This window comes from Bradyrhizobium sp. 14AA (genome assembly GCF_054185205.1).
Genome location: NZ_JAVAYM010000023.1, coordinates 159,944 through 176,281, shown reverse-complemented (window position 1 = coordinate 176,281; position 16,338 = coordinate 159,944). Strand labels below are relative to the sequence as shown.

Here is a 16,338-nt window from a genome sequence, read left to right as displayed (position 1 = left end):
GCGGCTGCTGCATTGACGGCAGGGCGGCGCCGTGCCGTGGATGCCTATGGACGGAAAAATTTTTTGGCGGATCGGATCGCGACACAACGGTGGATACAAACACTAAATCTTATTGATTTAATTGATGTTTTTGTGTTGCAATACTCCCTGCGCAGTGGTTTTACGGCTTATGTCGCGCTCTCCCCGGGGAGCGATGCACTATTGCCCCCGTCGCCTTGCGAGTGATCGCAAGACTTGACGCACAGACCCCGGGCGTCAGGACCACACGATTTTGCCGTACGCGAGACCGCGCCCGTCGTGCACGCGAGAGAATCCCGCGCGCGACGCAACCCGCGTCCACCGCCACTCACCCCGCGTTTCGTGACGATCGCGATACGCCCCTCTGACTGGGATGAGGTGGCGGATTGATACGACAATTCCGAATTTCGGTAAAGTGGAATATTTGTGTGAATATGGATTGACCCACGGCATGGGTGTTTTGCCCGACGGGCAGCGCAAGAGATGGTGTCGTAGGGTGGGCAAAGCGAAGCGTGCCCACGTCTTCTCGCTCGATCCTGGAGAGATGGTGGGCACGGCGCTTTGCGCCTTTGCCCACCCTACGGGGCCGCCCTACTCCGCCGCGATCTGCCGCGGTGCCGGCGGCGGGTTCGCTAGATCCGCCGCGAGCTGGGCGTAACGCACCTTCGCGTCGGCAACCGCCTTCTCCTTCACCGGGCCGTAGCCGCGGATTCGGTCGGGCAATGACAGCAGTTCGACGGCGGTGTCGATCGTGACGGGCGACAGCAGGCCGAGCACGGTGGCGACGTCCTTTTCGTAGCCGGCGATCAGGTCGCGTTCGAGCTTGCGGTCGGGGCTGCGGCCGAAGATGTCGAGCGGCGTGCCGCGCAGGAATTTGAGCTTCGCCAGCACGTTGAAGACGTTCAGCATCCACGGGCCGAAGGTGCGCTTCTTCGGACGTCCCAGCGCGTCGACGCCGCGGCTGAGGATCGGCGGTGCGAGGTTGAAGGTGAACTTGTAGTCGCCCTCGAACTGATCGCGGAGCTGCTGGGCGAAGGCGCCGTCAGTGTAGAGGCGCGCGACTTCGTATTCGTCCTTGTAGGCCAGCAGCTTGGCGTAGTTCACCGCGACAGCACGCGGCAACGCATCGCCGTAGCCGCCCTTCACCGCGGCATCGCGAACCTGGTCGATCAGCTTGCGATAGCGTTTCGCCAGGCGACCGTTCTGATAGGCGGTCAGATGCTTGGCGCGGTGCTCGATGACCTCGTCGAGCGTCATGGCATCCAGCGTCTTGGGCGCAACCACCTCGTCCGTCCCCTTCAGCATGTCGGCAAGACGCTTGGGATCGGCCACCGCGAGACGGCCGAGGCGGAAGGCTTCCTTGTTCATCTTGATCGAGACGCCGTTGACCTCGATGGCCTGCTCGATCGCTTCGGCCGACAGCGGGAACAGCCCCTTCTGATAGGCGTAGCCCATCATCATCATGTTGGTGGCGATCGCATCGCCCAGCAGCTGCTCGGCCGGCTTGGTGAAGTCGAAGAACACGGAGTCCTTGTGCAGCGCCGTCTCCAGCACGGCGTTGAGCTTGCGGGTCTGGAAGTTGAAGTCGCGGTTGAGGACGAAATCGGCGGTGGGAATGACGTGGCTGTTGATGACGCCGCGGGTCCGCGTGGCGTCGCAGAGCGAGATCGTGTCCTTGGCGACCGCGACCACCTCGTCGGCAGCGAGCACGAGATCGGCCGTGCCGGTGACGATGCGCGAGCAGGTCACCTCGGCCGGGTGATCCGACAGGCGGACGTGGCTGAGCACCGCCCCGCCTTTTTGCGCGAGGCCCGACATGTCGAGGATCATCGAAGCCTTGCCCTCGATATGGGCGGCCATGCCGAGCAGCGCGCCGATGGTGAGCACGCCGGTGCCGCCAACACCGCCGACGGCGATATTGTAAGGCTTATCCAGCGTGGGACGCGACGCAGGCTCCGGCAACTCGCCGATATCGGCAAGCTCGGCCGGGGCGCGGTGGCGCGGCGCGCCGCCGTCGATGGTGACGAAGGACGGGCAGAAGCCCTTCACGCAGGAATAGTCCTTGTTGCAGGACGACTGGTTGATGGCGCGCTTGCGGCCGAACTCGGTCTCCAGCGGTTCGACCGAGATGCAGTTCGACTGCACCGAGCAGTCGCCGCAGCCTTCGCAGACCGCCGGGTTGATCATGACGCGGCGCGCCGGATCCTCCATCAGGCCGCGCTTGCGGCGGCGGCGCTTCTCGGCGGCGCAGGTCTGCACGAACACGATCGCAGAGGTGCCCTTGAACTCGCGGCACATCTTCATGACGTTCTGCAGCTCGTCGCGGTGATATTTCTTCACACCGGGCGCGATGGTGTCGGCCGGATAGGAATCCGGGTTCTCCGAGACGAGGTAAATCTCGCTGATGCCCTCGGCGTAAAGCTGCGCCATGATCTTCTGCGGCGAGAGATCGCCGTCATGGCGCTGGCCGCCGGTCATGGCGACGGCGTCGTTGTAGAGGATCTTGTAGGTGATGTTGGCCTTGGAGGCGATCGACTGGCGGATGGCAAGACTACCGGAATGGAAATAGGTGCCGTCGCCGAGGTTCGCGAAAATGTGGTTCTCGTTGGTGAAGGGCGCGATGCCGACCCACGGCACGCCCTCGCCGCCCATATGCGTGAACGTCTCGGTCGAACGGTCCATCCACAGCGCCATGAAGTGGCAGCCGATGCCGGCGAGCGCGCGGCTGCCTTCGGGGACTTTGGTCGAGGTGTTGTGGGGACAGCCGGAGCAGAAATACGGGGTGCGGGAGACAGGTGCGACCGCCTGCATCTGGCTCGCCTGGCGGCCGTTGAACCAGTCGGCCTTGGCGCGGAGCATCTCCGCAATCTCGGGGTTGAGATTAAGTCGAAGCAGACGCTCGGTCAGCGAGGTCGCAAGCGAGGCGACACTGAGCTCGGCGGCGAAGGTCAGGAAGCGCTTGTCGTGCTCGTCCATCTTGCCGACGATGCGCGGGCGCACATCGTCGCGCCAGTTGAACAACACCTGCTTGACCTGGTTCTCGACGATCTCGCGGCGCTCCTCGATGATGAATATCTCTTCGAGACCGACGGCGAATTCATGCACGCCTTCCGGCTCCAGCGGCCAGGGCATGCCGATCTTGTAGAGGCGAAGACCGATTTTTGCTGCGACCTGCTCGGTGATGCCGAGCTCGCGTAGCGCCTGCCGCACGTCCTCGTAGCTCTTGCCCGACGCCATGATGCCGAAACGGGCGTTCGGCGAATCCATGGTGACGCGGTTGACCTTGTTGGCGCGCGCAAAGGCGATCGCGGCAAAGCCCTTGTAGTCCTGCAGGCGCCGGTCCTGCTCGAAGCGGTCGTCGGGCCAGCGCAGGTTGAGGCCGCCGGGCGGCAGCTCGAAATCCGGCGGGATGATGAAGGGCTTCATCTCGTCGGTGAGGTCGATCTCGGCGGTGGTCTCCACCGTCTCCGTGATCACCTTCATGCCGACCCAGCAGCCGGAGTAGCGCGACATCGCGATGCCCAGGAGGCCCATCTCGATCATCTCGTGGATGCTCGAGGGATAGAGATACGGCATCAGCGCCGACATGAAGGCGTGGTCGGACTGATGCGGGACGGTCGAGGATTTCGCGCCGTGATCGTCACCGGCGAGACAGAGCACGCCGCCGTTCTTGGCCGAGCCCGCCGCATTGCCATGGCGGAACACGTCACCGCAGCGGTCGACGCCGGGGCCCTTGCCGTACCAGATGCCGACGACGCCATCGTATTTTGCGCCGGGCGAGAGGTTGAGCTGCTGCGAGCCCCAGACCGCCGTGGCGGCGAGATCCTCGTTCACGCCGGGCTGGAACTTGATGTTGTACTGCTCGAGATGCTTGCGGGCGGCGAAGAGCTGCTGGTCGTAGCCGCCGAGCGGCGAACCGCGGTAGCCCGAGATGAAGCCCGCGGTGTTGAGGCCATTGGCGCGGTCGCGCCGGATCTGGGCCATCGGCAGCCGGACCAGGGCCTGGATGCCCGTGGTGAAGACATGTCCGGTTTCCTGGGTGTATTTTTGATCGAGACTGATCGGACCCTGGTTGATGCCCATGCTGTCCTCTTTCCACGCCCTGTTCAGGTCTTTGTCACTTTGCGTCGCTTAAGCCGTTGCCTGCCCGTTGTTTTTAGCTAGGGCGCGCCGACCACCTCTGCCACTCTATGTCGGATATTTCACGATCCGCATCACAAATCTGGACCAAAGGGAGCGCCGGGTAAAAATCGCAATTTCGTGGCTGCAAAGGCATCGGGCATTTTCAATTTGTGTCACCATACCCCCGCTGTCGCGAAATGAATTGACGCTCCTTTCACGCGGGTAAGGCCGATTGGTCGCAGGAGAGGCTTTCGATGCGGACGATTCTGACTGGGCTGGCTCTTGCGGGTTGGGCGTTGTGCAGTGCGGTTGCGAGCGCCGCCGAGCCCTCGCCGGAACTGGTCGCCTATGGCAAGGCGCTGGTCGAGGCCGGCGGCTGCGCGGGCTGCCACACCGCCGATCCCGCAAAACCGTTTGCGGGCGGCAAGCGCATCGACACCCCCTTCGGCGCGCTCTACGCGCCGAACCTGACGCCGGACCGCGAGACCGGGATCGGCGCCTGGACCGACGCCGATTTCGTGCGCGCGGTGCGCTATGGCGTCGCGCCTGATGGTTCGAACTATTATCCGGCCTTCCCCTACCCCTACTTCACGCGGATGACGAAGGACGACACGCTGGCAATCCGCGCCTATCTCGGCACGCTGACATCCGTCACCAGCCGCAACAAGCCGCCGGAGCTGCGTTGGCCGTTCGGCTATCGCGGCCTGATGCGGATCTGGAACGCCATGTATTTCAAGCCCGGCCTGTTCGAGCCGGACCAGAGCCAGAGCGCGGCCTGGAATCGCGGCGGCTATCTCGTCACCGGGCTCGGCCATTGCGGCGCCTGCCACACGCCGAAGAACTATTTTGGCGCCGACCGCGACGCGCAGGCCCTGTCAGGCAACGAGGTCGGCGGCTGGTTTGCCCCGCGCCTCGACGGCGCCGCCCGCACCGGGCTGAAATCCTGGAGCGAGGGGGACATCACCGAATATCTGCAAAGCGGGCGCAATGCCAAGAGCCATGCCGGCGGATTGATGGCGGATGTCGTCGTCTACTCGACCTCGAAGATGAGCGAGGCCGATTTGCGGGCGATCGCGATGTACCTGAAGAGCCTGCCGCCGGCGCGGCGCGAGACGATCGTGACGCCGCCCGACGACGCCGAGATGAAGGTCGGCCAGGCCGTCTACGCAAAGCTCTGCATCGCCTGCCATGAAGCCGACGGCTCCGGCGCCCCGCGCATCTATCCGCCCCTGCCGGGCAATGCGCTGCTGCAATCGATCAATCCAGCCTCGACCTTGCGCATCACTCTCGACGGCGCCCACACCGTGACGACGCCGCGCGCGCCCAATACCGGCGAGATGCCGCCCTATGCCAAGCAATTGTCCAACGAAGAGATCGCGGCGGTGACGAACTACATTCGCAACTCCTGGGGCAATGCGGCGCCCCTGGTGACGCCGGCGCAGGTGGTGAAGGCGCGGAAGGAAAATTAGACCCCTGCTCCGCAAGAGGTCGTCATGCCCGGGCTTGTCCCCGGCATCCACGTTCTTGGTGTCGCGACAAGGTCGTGGATGGCCGGGACAAGCGGACAAGCCCGGCCATGACGCCGCGGGTGCGATAGCGCATAAACTCTACGACTGGCGAAGCTCTACCGCTCCTCGTCCTCCGCGAAGACGAATTTCGGCATCTCCCATTTGTAGCGCACCGCCAGCAAGCGGAAGCTGATCCCGAGCACGAAGGTCAAAATGGTCCAGAGTTCCGCGTTCAGCTTGAGGCCGAACGCGGTTGCATAGAACAGCCCTGTCACGACCGAGACGCTGGCGTAGAGTTCGGAGCGGAACAGCAGCGGCACGTCGTTGCAGAGCACGTCGCGCAACACGCCGCCGGCGCAGCCCGTCACCATGCCGGAGACGATGACGATCGGCAGCGAAGCATCCATTTGCCAGGCGACGTCGCAACCGGTCATGGTGAAGACGACGAGCCCGATGGCATCGAGCACGATGAAGGCGACCTTGAGCCGGTGCACGAGACGCGCGATCAGGATGGTCAGGAAAGCCGCGCCGCCGGCCAGCGCGAGGTAGATCGGGTTGGCGACCCAGGCCAGCGGATAATGCCCGAGGAAGAGATCGCGCAGCGTGCCGCCGCCGAGCGCGGTGATGCAGCCGAGAAAACAGACGCCGAGCCAGTCCATGCTACGCCTGCCCGCAGCGAGCGCCGCGGTCATGCCCTGCGCGGCGAGCGCGACCAGGGACAGGAAATGCAGCACGCTATCGGTCGGTGGCAGGCTCCACATCGTCTTGTTCCCTCCCCCCACGACGCTCGGGTTCCCAGGATGAACGAGAGTTCATCCGAGATGAACAGGTTCCCGATTCCCGGCACGAGGGCAACATGCGACGAAAGCGTCGGAGGGGCGGAACAGAATCTCGCATCTACGGGTTGTCCTGTCGTCATAACCCGAGGAGACCAATCGATGGCTGACGACCGTTTTCCCAACGATCCGTACCGCCCGAACCTCGCCGACGATGAGTATCTTCGCGCGGCGCGCCGGGATGCCGACCTTCAGGCCGATCCCGAGCTTGGCGAAGGCCCCGCCTCCAGCGGCAAGATTGCGATGTTCGCCGTTGCGATCGCGCTGGTGCTGGGTGCCGTGTTCTACGGCCTGAACAACAGCAGCACGACGAACCAGGCCAGCAACGCGCCGGCCTCGCAGACGGCACAGACGCAGCCCGCCAATCCGGCCGCGCCTCCCGGCATGCGCGACGTGACACCGCCGCGCAACAACACCGCGCCGGGCGTGACCACGGGTGCTGCGCCGACCAAGCCGGCCCCGGACACGGAGGCGCCCTCTGACGGCGCGAAGTAACAACGCGACTGTCATCGCGTAACACACAACTGTCATCGCCCGTGACCGGGCGATCCAGTACGCCGAGACAGACATGGCTAAATCGAGGGGCCGCGGCATACTGGATGCCCCGCATGCGCGGGGCATGACACCGAAATCACGACCGAGAGCGGCGGGACTCAACATCCCGCCGCTCTTCATTCAGCTGAACATCTTGTTGAGCTCGCCGCCGGGATAGCCGCTGCCGAGTTCGGTGAAGGTTCCCTTCTCCGCCATCTCCTTTGCCGCGCGCATGAAGCCGCCCCAGGCGGCGCGGGCGAGCGAGCCGCCGACGCTGATCCGGCGCACGCCGAGATCTTCGGCCTCACGCAACGACAGGCCGGAGCCGCCGATCAGCAGATTGAACGGCTTGGGTGCGACAGCCTTCACCACCGCGGCGATGTCCTCGCGGCTCTTCAGTCCCGGCGCGTAGAGGCAGTCGGCGCCGGCATCCGCATAAGCGGTGAGCCGGTCGATGACGAGATTGAGATCGGCCACGCCCCACAAATATGCCTCGCAGCGGCCGACCAAGAGCGTGCCGCTGTCGCCGATCGCCTTGCGCGAGGCCTTGATGCGCTCGACCGCGAGTGCGCGGTCGTAGATCGGCTTGTCCTTGTCACCGGTGGAATCCTCGATCGACAGGCCGGCGACGCCGGTTCGCACACAGCGTTCGACGTGATCTGCGACCTTGTCCGGCTCGACGGCAAAGCCGCCCTCGAAATCGGCGTTGACGGGGATGTCGACGGCCGAGCTCAATGCTGCCAGATGCTGACAGACGTCCTCGACATTGACGTGGTTGTCGGCCTTGCCGATGGTCCAGGCAAAGCCCGCGCTCGATGACGCAATGGCCTTGAAACCGAGATGTTGCAAGGCCTTCGCGCTGCCGACATCCACCGGATTGGGCAGGATGAAGCAGCCGCTCTCGTGCAGCTTCCTGAACGTCGCGCGCTTGTCCGCGGTCGTCACGTGCATGTTTCTCTCCCTTGTTGGCCGCGCAGACATAGGCACGCGCCGCTCAACGCGCTAGTGCACGTCATGCACCGCGCGGCTGTCCTTCGGCGCCTCGTCCCGATCGTTCATGCCGTAGTCGCGGATGACGCTGGCGATGCGCAGATGATAGTCGGCGAAGATCTTTGCACGGCCCTTGGCCTGGGTGCGGCGATGCTCCATCGTGTTGCGCCAGGCCTGCACGGCTGCCTCATCACGCCAGAACGACACCGACAGGATCTTGCCCTTCTCGGTCAAGCTCTCGAAACGCTCGACCGAGATGAAGCCGTCGATGGTTTGCAGCAGCGGCTTCAAGCCGGCCGCGAGGTCGAAATAGTCCTGGCGGTGTTCGGGCTTCGGCCAGACCTCGAAGATCACGGCGATCATGGGCAACTCCTGTCGTTGAGTGGCCTACAATACCACCTTGCGCAGGAATGTGCGCTCTTCAGCGAGGATGAACTTGTGTTCCTCCGCGAAGTGGAAATTCGCCATGCCCTCGGCGTCCTGCCGCAGCCGGGCGCGATAGGCTTCATAGGCGGCCAGACTCTCGAAGGTGATCAGCGCGAACGCGATGTTGTTGGTGCCTTCATGCGGCATGAAATAGCCGATCAGGTCGCCGCCGCATTTCGGGATGATGGTGAGCCAGCGCTTCGAATATTCCTCGAACTGCGCGCGCTTGAACGGATCGAGCTGGTAGCGGATGAAGACGGTGACGGACATGACGGGCTCCTGAATCTTGATTGCGAAAAGCGCGAACGACGCCGTTGCCGCTGAAGCATCTGGATTGCTTCGCTGCGCTCGCAATGACGTGTTCGTGCTACGACGCTACGCGCTTGCCCGACCGCAATGCTTCGGCTACCATCGAAGCATGAAATCAGGTCCTGATATCGCCATGGTCGCCTCGCTGGTCGGCGATCCCGCCCGCGCCAACATGCTCACGGCGCTGATGAACGGCCGCGCGCTCACCGCGAGCGAACTGGCGCAGGAGGCCGGCATCACGCCGCAGACGGCGAGCTCGCATCTTTCGAAGCTCGAGGCCGGCGGGCTGGTCGAGCCGGAGAAGCAGGGCCGTCATCGCTATTATCGCCTCACCGACGACGACGTCGCCGGCGTGCTCGAAGGCCTTGCGGGCCTCGCCGCGCGCACCGGCCACATGCGCGTGCGCACCGGGCCGAAGGATCCGGCGCTGCGGCGCGCGCGGATCTGCTACGACCACCTCGCCGGCGATCTCGGCGTGCAGATGCTCGACAGCCTGCGCACGCGAAACCTGGTCAGGCAGAAGAAGCAGGACATCGAGCTGACGACCGAGGGCGAGCGCTTCCTCGCCAAGCACCTGCAGATCTCGCCCGACATGCTCACCCATCCACGCCGCCCGGTGTGCAAGGCCTGCCTCGACTGGAGCGAGCGGCGCCACCACCTCGCCGGCACGCTGGGCGCGACCATGATGCAGCGCTTCACCGAGCTGAAATGGGCCGCGCGCGACGCCACGCCCGGCAGCCGCGTGGTGAATTTCACCCGCACCGGCGAGAAGCAGTTTGCCGCGCTGTTCGGAGATGCGAAGGACTGATCACGCCATTTGCGTGACAGCACACGTTTGCGTGTGAACTCTCACCGTCGTCATGGCCGGGCTTGACCCGGCCATCCCAGTCTTTAAGCGCAGTGTCGTTCCGGGGCGATGCGCAGCATCGAACCCGGAACCTCGAGATTCTCAGGTGCGCAATTGCGCACCAGAGTTCGCGTCTTCGACGCGCCCCGGAATGACGGCTCCAAATATGAGACCCCAATGAACCGCATCTTCTCGGCCGCGCTCGCTGCCGCCCTCCTTACGACATCGTTTGCATCCCGCGCCGCCGACGCGCCCCAACGCGAGCCCTACGGCATCGCGCTCGAAGGCTTTGCCTATCCCTATCCCGTGCACGTGCTGCCCGTCGTCAATGACGGCGAGCAGCTCAGCATGGCCTACATGGACGTGGCGCCCGCGCAGCCGAACGGCCGCACCGTGGTGCTGCTGCACGGGCGCAATTTCCCGTCAAGCTACTGGGCACCCGTGATCAAGATGCTGAGCGAGGCAGGCTTCCGCGTCGTGGTGCCGGACCAGATCGGCTTCGGCAAATCCTCCAAGCCTACGGGCGAACTGCATTTCGACAATCTGGCGCGCAACACCATCGCGCTGCTCGATCACCTCAAGATCGACAAGGCCGAGATCGTCGCCCATTCGCTCGGTGGCATGCTGGGCGTGCGCATTGCCCGCGCCTATCCGGACCGCGTCGCCCACCTTGTTCTGACGGCCCCAATTGGCCTGGAAGACTACCGCCTCTACGTGCCGCCGACGCCCACCGAGAAGATCATCGAGACCGAGGACAAGCTCACCGCCGACGGCTATCGCAAGCAGTTGCAAACCAACTACGCGATCAAGCTGCCGGGCGACGCAATCACGCCGTTCGTCGATGCCCGCTTCAACATCAAGGGCAGCCCCGACTATCCGCGCTGGCTGCGCGCCTTCGTCAGCTCCGGCCAGATGATCTATCGCGAGCCGGTCGCGCACGAGATCCCGCTCATCGCGCTGCCCACGCTGTTCATCATGGGCGCCGACGACCACAACGCGCCGGGCCGGCCACTTGCACCGGAGGCGCTGCGCGCGAAGATGGGACAGAACGCCGAGCTCGCGAAAGCGCTGGCAGCGAAGATGCCGAATGCGCGGGCCGAGGTGATCCCGGACGCCGGGCACCTTGTCTTCCTGGAGGCGCCGGAGAAGTACAGGGAGCTGGTGCTGGGCTTTCTCGGCCGCTAGCGACAGTTGTGTGTCGCCTGAGGCAGGATGCGGAGAACGTTCATGCCGCATTCAGATCATGATTGGCAGGTTTGGATCGCGACGTGTCGGCACGTGCCCAGATTTAACGTGTCGAATCGTGTCTTTTGATTCATTGTGCGCCGCAAGCGCCACAGACTTGCCCCAAGGACGAGAAGGAAGAACAAATGAAATACCTGTTTGCCGCCGTCATGCTCGCCAGCGCGGTTGTCGGCTTCAGCGAGGCGGCTAGCGCAGCCGGCGGTTGCGGCCCCGGTTGGTATCGTGGGCCTTATGGCGGCTGCCGTCCGATGGCTGGCCGTCCTCCGGTCGTCGTCGTGGCGCCGGCGCCCGCCCCGGTCGTCGTGGTTCGTCCGCGCGTGTGTCCCTACGGCTTCCGCTGGTACGCTGGACGCTGCCGTCCGTTCTGATCCAACCTTGCAAATTGCGAAACGGCCGCGCGGCGAAAGCCTGCGCGGCCGTTTTCTTTTGAGCATCCTCAAACACAGCGTGTTGCAGCAGCGCCGAATCAAAACGGGGACCGCGACCGCGATCCCCGTTAAAACCTCGACTGGGGGCTCACCAGTGACGGCGATGCCAACGGCGGCGATGCCAGCCCCAATGACGGCGGCGCCAGCCCCAATGGCGATGGTGGCCATGCCAGTGCACCTGCTCGGGCTTCAGCTGCGCGGCTTCCTCGCTGCTGGTGACGGCGGGATATACGTCGGGATTGCCTTCCGGCATCCGGGCGGGACCGCCCACCGGCTGCGGCGACAACGGCGCGGCCTGCGCGGCCGTCGCGAGCGTGGCCGCTCCCGCTGCGACACCGAATGCAAGTTTCAAAAAGTTCCGGCGCTCCATGACGTGTCCTCTCGGCTAACTGGCAAGTGATGCAGAGCGAGTGTCGCGGTCGCGACATGAACCGAAGCTGAATCAAATGTTCAGGTTCGTTGCGACGTGGACAGCTTTGTAGCCCGCATGAGCGACAGCGACATGCGGGAACGACTTCCCCGGATATCGCTGTCGCTCATCCGGGCTACGATCTACGACCGCACCTACTTCACGAACTCCTGGGCTATCACCAGCGTCTCGCGCGCGCGCTTCACGTCGGGCCAATCGCGGTTGAAGTCGGCGACGAGCTTTTTCAACGCATCGCCCTTCAGCATGGTCTCGAGCTTGGCCTCGTCATCGAATTGATACATCGCCTGGTGCAGCGAGGGATCGTCCAGGCTCCAGAACCGCCAGGCTTTGCTGACGCCGAACGCCTTCACCGCATCGGGGACATGTTCCGTCTCGTACCATCTGTCGAAGGCAGCGCGCCTCGCGGGATCGGTGACGATGGCGCGGACGACGAAAAAGGCTGACGGCATCGGATTTCCTCCTGTTGTTTGGCGCGATCATAGACGGTTATAGTGGCGGCAAGAAAAAGCCCGCACGGCGGATTTGCCGTCGTGCCGATAAGAAGGGGAACGGCCATGCGCAGGATCATCACCGGCCTCGTTGCGATCACCTGCCTGTGGCCCGCGGCCTCAATCGCCGAAATCGTCCGCTTCGACATCCTCGCGCGCGAACCCGCTTTTGGCGGACGCGGCTTTGGCACTGTCGGCGCTTATGAGCGCATCACCGCACGCGCGACCTTCGCGCTCAATCCATCCGACGACCGCAACGCCGTCATCACCGATCTCGTGCTCGCGCCGCGCAGCGCTGACGGCAAGGTTGAGGCCACCGCCGACGTCGTGATCCTCAGGCCCAGCGATCCCACCCACGGCAACGGCACGCTGCTGCTGGAAGTCCCCAATCGCGGCCGCAAGCTTGCGCCGCAATTGTTCGACGATTCCGCCCAGCCCGGCGCCAACATCGCGGACAAGGCCGAGGACGCCGGCATCGGCTTCCTGCATCGACAGGGTTTTACGATGGTCTGGGTCGGCTGGCAGGGAGACATCCCCTCCAAGCCCGGCCAGCTCGCGCTGAGCGCGCCGGTGCTGAAGAACATCATCGGCCCCGCGCGCGAGGAGTTCGTGTTCGACAACACGACGAGCCCGGCGCGCGCGACGCTGACCTGGCCGGCCGCTGAGGCCGCCAATCTCAATGTCACCGTGCGCGCCGCCTGGGCCGATCAGCGGCAGACGCCATCTGGCCTCTCCGCAAAGATCATCGATCCCGTGACGGTGGAGATCACCCGGCCCGACGGCTTCGACGCGGGCGCGCTTTACGAGATCACCTACACCGCACGCGATCCGGTGCCGCTCGGCATGGGCTATGCCGCCGTGCGCGACGTCGTCAGCTTCCGCCGCCATGACGAGACGCAAGCCAATCCGCTGCTCAATGGCCTGCATCCCTCGGTGAGCCGCGCCATCGGTTTCGGCGTCTCGCAATCCGGCCGCTTCCTGCGCGACTTCCTCTATCTCGGTTTCAACGAGGACCTCCAGGGCCGCACGGTGTTCGAGGGCCTGATGCCGCACGTCGCGGGCACGCGGCGGATGGCGACAAATGTCCGCTTCGGCCAGCCCGGCCGCAACCCGCGTCATCCGCAAGATCCGGCGTGGCAGGCCGATCTCTTCCCCTTCACCTATGCGAGCCTCAGCGATCCCTATTCCGGCAAGACCGACGGCCTCTTGCGCCGCTGCTCGCTCTCGGCGACCTGCCCGAAGGTGATGCAGACCGACAGCGAACACGAATGGTGGGCCTCGCACGCCTCGCTGCTGGTCACCGATCTCGCCGGCAATCATCTCGACCTTCCCGACAACGTCCGCGCCTACATGATATCAGGCACGCCGCATTTCGCCGAAGCCGTGGAGGTCATGCGCAAGGGTGTCCCCGCGATGTCGCTGCCGCAGAACCCGATGCATGCGGGCATGCCGATGCGCGCGTTGCTCACCGACCTCAACGCCTGGATCAGCGACGGGATAAAGCCGCCCTCAAGCCGCGTCCCCATGCGCGCCCACGGCACGCTGGTCGCAGCGCAAGGCGCGGTGCCGAGCGACATCCCCGGCCTGCCCTACGCCGGCATCCACACGCTCGCCGCCTTCTCCGACCAGAGCGTGCTGCCGCCCAAGGAGATCGGCCGCTATCCCGTGTTCGTGCCGAAGGCCGACAATGACGGCATGGCCATATCAGGCATCCGCCAGCTTGCGCTGGCCGTCCCGCGCGCGACCTACACGGGATGGAATCCGCGGGCTCAAGGGTTCGGCTCGACGGCGCTCTATCCGCTGCAGGGCGCGATGATTCCGTTCGCACCGACCGAGGCTGCGCGCAAGGAGGTGCATGACCCCCGGTCGTCGAATGCCGAGCGATATGCCGACGACGGCGCGTATGTGGCTGCGGTGCGGCGCGAGGCTGCACGCCAGATCGCGGAGCGGTTGCTACTTCCGGAGGATGCGGAACGTGCGATCGCGGCGGCAAAGCAACGTACTTTGGAAAAGCTCGGGCCGTACTGGCACGCGCAGCCGGCGCATCACATCAGTCCGTAGGGTGGGCAAAGCGGCTTGTCCGCCGTAGCTCGAAGAGCGAAGGCGGAAGCGTGCCCACCACCTATGTCCCCAGCAATAGATCGTGGGCACGGCGCAAGGGCGCCTTTGCCCACCCCGCGAAAACTACGGACCGCCGCGAAAAAATTCTCTCCACTGTCGGAACGCGCGTCCTTCATCCGTCCTATGTCCAGACAGCACGGAGACACCCAATGGCCGACCTCACCCTCACCACCTTCGACTGGGTTCCCGAGATGCCGCGCGGGTTCGTGCGCGACCTTCGCGTGCGCTGGGCGCTGGAAGAGGCGTCCCTGCCCTACCGCGTCGCGAGCGCGCCGTTCGGCGATCGCGGCCCTGCGCATTTCGCCCACCAGCCCTTCGGCCAGGTGCCGTGGCTGACCGACGGCGACCTCTCGATCTTCGAGAGCGGCGCGATCCTGCTGCATCTGGGCGGGCTCAGCACGAAGCTGATGCCATCAGATCCGCGCGGCCGCGTTGAGGCGACGGAGTGGGTATTCGCCGCGCTCAATTCGGTGGAAATGGCCAGCCTGCCCTGGGCAATCTTCAAATTCACCGGCAAGGATGATGGCTCACCCGCCGTGAAGTTCGTCGACGACTTCCTCAAGCTGCGTCTCAAGCACATGGAGACGGTGCTTGCGAAGCGCGAATGGCTGGCGGGCTCCTTCTCCATCGCCGACATCCTGATGGCGGACGTGCTGCGTCTCGTCGATCGTTTCGACGGGCTGACGGACAGTCCTGCCTGCCACAACTACGTCGCGCGGGCGACGGCGCGCTCGGCCTTCGTCAAGGCCCACGCCGACCAGATGGCGCATTTCGCTGCTGCGGATAAGACGCGCGGGATCCCGTAGGGCGGATTAGCGAAGCGGAATCCGCCAACGCCTCTATCCGGTGAAGCAGGCGTTGGTGGGTTACGCCGCACAGATGCGCTTTGCGCATCTGCACGACACCCTACGCACCGTCAATACGTGCGCGTCACACCAGCTTCATCGGCGCATCGGCGACCACCCGCAGGTCGATGCTACCGATCAACGCCGAGCGCCGCGCCTCGGCAGCACCGATGGCGTCGTCGGTCTGCCGCAGCGTGCTGATGTTCGACCCGAGCGAGACGATCCCGCCCAGCACCAGCGCGATCGATCCGAGCGCGGCGGTCTGGCCGAAGCCAAACAGTCCGAGGACCGTCACCATCAGCAGCGCGGCCCCACCGCCGATCGCGATCTTGGACGCCAGAATGTACTTCCGGCACCGCTCGGCGATCTCGGCAAGCCGCTCGATCCGGTCTTCGATATCGGAGATTTCGTCTGTTAGATCGTCTTCGGTCATTGGGCTTCAACCAGCGGAGCTAGCCAAGATAGGGCAATGGCTTGGCCATGCCAGCGTCAGCTAGCTGCAGGTATTCCTTTTTCAAGATCGGTCCCAACAACTCCCAGGCCCACTTTGCATTGCCCAGGTTCAGGTGTTCGACAAAGGAAACGCCGATCGCATTGCGCAACTGATCGTTTCCTTCCCTGTGATACTTCTCAGCGAGCTTGAAGCACAATGCGACGTCTTTCGCATTTCCGAGAGCGATAGCTCGTTGCACGAAGCCGGCGAATACGCCCACCTCGAGATGCAGCAAGCCGTGCTGCGCGTTAATCTCCGATCGCAGATCCGGAAAAGTGTCCTTTAGCTCCTTCAGGAAGACACTTCGATGAAGGCCGTCCACTTGGTGTCCCCCAAAATTCGCATTGGATCGTTACGACACAGCCTAACTGACTGAAAGCCAGGCTGAGTGCATGGCCTCCAGAAAAGACTTGTTGATCGGCACTCCCGACGCATCCCCAAGGACACTGTCAATTCCACACTCGGGACACAGGGCGGTGGAATCCTTATCGACCCAATCGACGATCCGATCTGGACCAAACGTCGTTCTACAATAAAAACAGCCGCAGAGCTCGCTGCGCTCGATATCTGCGCGGTGATTGCTGCACTTCATGTGTGCGACGCGCAGCGGATGCTCCTCAGGCAAATCGAAAACACTCGGCATGTGAGGCTCTGCTTTCGAGCTACCTGTTTTTATGATCTTGCGCAGTAGCCCGCAT

The 16,338-nt window shown here is 64.3% G+C and carries 17 protein-coding genes; 8 read left to right on the top strand and 9 right to left on the bottom strand.

The window, feature by feature from the left end; genetic code table 11:
* A partial coding sequence (locus RAD15_RS33345) for a hypothetical protein (protein WP_458182748.1) occupies positions 1-225 on the top strand: 225 nt, incomplete at its 5' end.
* 384 nt (positions 226-609) lie between these two features.
* Here RAD15_RS33345 and RAD15_RS33340 read toward each other — a convergent pair.
* A complete protein-coding gene (locus tag RAD15_RS33340; RefSeq protein ID WP_458182746.1) occupies positions 610-4,101 on the bottom strand; it encodes an indolepyruvate ferredoxin oxidoreductase family protein in 3,492 nt (1,163 codons plus the stop codon).
* Between the two features lie 293 nt (positions 4,102-4,394).
* Between RAD15_RS33340 and RAD15_RS33335 the strand changes: the two genes are divergently transcribed.
* The gene (locus RAD15_RS33335; protein ID WP_458182744.1) at positions 4,395-5,609 is read left to right on the top strand and encodes a cytochrome c; all 1,215 of its coding nucleotides are present in this window, start codon (positions 4,395-4,397) and stop codon (positions 5,607-5,609) included.
* A 155-nt stretch (positions 5,610-5,764) separates the two neighbouring features.
* On the opposite strand, the gene RAD15_RS33330 is transcribed toward RAD15_RS33335, so the two are convergent.
* On the bottom strand, positions 5,765-6,409 hold the full coding sequence (locus RAD15_RS33330) for a trimeric intracellular cation channel family protein (protein ID WP_458182743.1): 645 nt from the start codon (positions 6,407-6,409) through the stop codon (positions 5,765-5,767).
* Between the two features lie 177 nt (positions 6,410-6,586).
* On the opposite strand from RAD15_RS33330, the gene RAD15_RS33325 reads away from it, so the two are divergent.
* The gene (locus RAD15_RS33325) at positions 6,587-6,979 is read left to right on the top strand and encodes a hypothetical protein (protein WP_458182741.1); all 393 of its coding nucleotides are present in this window, start codon (positions 6,587-6,589) and stop codon (positions 6,977-6,979) included.
* A 180-nt stretch (positions 6,980-7,159) separates the two neighbouring features.
* On the opposite strand, the gene RAD15_RS33320 is transcribed toward RAD15_RS33325, so the two are convergent.
* Genes RAD15_RS33320 through RAD15_RS33310 form a run of 3 tightly spaced genes read right to left on the bottom strand, consistent with a single transcriptional unit; the run spans position 7,160 to position 8,704 of the window.
* Positions 7,160-7,969 (bottom strand): isocitrate lyase/PEP mutase family protein, encoded by an 810-nt coding sequence (locus RAD15_RS33320; protein WP_458182740.1) that lies wholly within the window; start codon positions 7,967-7,969, stop codon positions 7,160-7,162.
* 51 nt (positions 7,970-8,020) lie between these two features.
* Positions 8,021-8,371: an antibiotic biosynthesis monooxygenase family protein gene (locus tag RAD15_RS33315; RefSeq protein ID WP_458182739.1), complete on the bottom strand. Its 351-nt coding sequence runs from the start codon at positions 8,369-8,371 to the stop codon at positions 8,021-8,023.
* A gap of 24 nt (positions 8,372-8,395) precedes the next feature.
* A complete protein-coding gene (locus RAD15_RS33310) occupies positions 8,396-8,704 on the bottom strand; it encodes an NIPSNAP family protein (RefSeq protein ID WP_018647290.1) in 309 nt (102 codons plus the stop codon).
* Positions 8,705-8,852: 148 nt separating this feature from the next.
* Here RAD15_RS33310 and RAD15_RS33305 point away from each other — a divergent pair, with 148 nt between their 5' ends.
* The 3 genes from RAD15_RS33305 (at position 8,853) to RAD15_RS33295 (ending at position 11,203) form a co-directional block, all read left to right on the top strand.
* Entirely contained in the window at positions 8,853-9,551 is a 699-nt protein-coding gene (locus RAD15_RS33305) for a metalloregulator ArsR/SmtB family transcription factor (protein ID WP_458182737.1), read from the top strand.
* A 216-nt stretch (positions 9,552-9,767) separates the two neighbouring features.
* Positions 9,768-10,775, top strand: a complete 1,008-nt coding sequence (locus RAD15_RS33300) for an alpha/beta fold hydrolase (protein ID WP_458182736.1) — start codon at positions 9,768-9,770, stop codon at positions 10,773-10,775.
* 185 nt (positions 10,776-10,960) lie between these two features.
* Complete coding sequence (locus RAD15_RS33295; protein WP_458182735.1) at positions 10,961-11,203, top strand: GCG_CRPN prefix-to-repeats domain-containing protein; 243 nt, start codon at positions 10,961-10,963, stop codon at positions 11,201-11,203.
* Between the two features lie 148 nt (positions 11,204-11,351).
* Here the strand turns inward: RAD15_RS33295 and RAD15_RS33290 are convergent, their stop codons facing one another.
* Positions 11,352-11,633 carry a twin-arginine translocation signal domain-containing protein gene (locus tag RAD15_RS33290; protein WP_458182733.1) on the bottom strand — a complete coding sequence of 94 codons (282 nt, stop codon included), beginning with the start codon at positions 11,631-11,633 and terminating at the stop codon, positions 11,352-11,354.
* Positions 11,634-11,827: 194 nt separating this feature from the next.
* Positions 11,828-12,142 (bottom strand): hypothetical protein, encoded by a 315-nt coding sequence (locus RAD15_RS33285; RefSeq protein WP_458182732.1) that lies wholly within the window; start codon positions 12,140-12,142, stop codon positions 11,828-11,830.
* A gap of 105 nt (positions 12,143-12,247) precedes the next feature.
* On the opposite strand from RAD15_RS33285, the gene RAD15_RS33280 reads away from it, so the two are divergent.
* Both RAD15_RS33280 and RAD15_RS33275 read left to right on the top strand, forming a co-directional pair.
* A complete protein-coding gene (locus RAD15_RS33280; protein ID WP_458182730.1) occupies positions 12,248-14,242 on the top strand; it encodes an alpha/beta hydrolase domain-containing protein in 1,995 nt (664 codons plus the stop codon).
* A gap of 209 nt (positions 14,243-14,451) precedes the next feature.
* The gene (locus RAD15_RS33275) at positions 14,452-15,108 is read left to right on the top strand and encodes a glutathione S-transferase family protein (protein WP_458182755.1); all 657 of its coding nucleotides are present in this window, start codon (positions 14,452-14,454) and stop codon (positions 15,106-15,108) included.
* 124 nt (positions 15,109-15,232) lie between these two features.
* Here RAD15_RS33275 and RAD15_RS33270 read toward each other — a convergent pair whose 3' ends face one another.
* Complete coding sequence (locus RAD15_RS33270) at positions 15,233-15,580, bottom strand: hypothetical protein (protein ID WP_458182728.1); 348 nt, start codon at positions 15,578-15,580, stop codon at positions 15,233-15,235.
* 19 nt (positions 15,581-15,599) lie between these two features.
* Positions 15,600-15,962, bottom strand: a complete 363-nt coding sequence (locus RAD15_RS33265) for a DUF7674 family protein (RefSeq protein WP_458182726.1) — start codon at positions 15,960-15,962, stop codon at positions 15,600-15,602.
* Positions 15,963-16,338 lie beyond the last annotated feature (376 nt).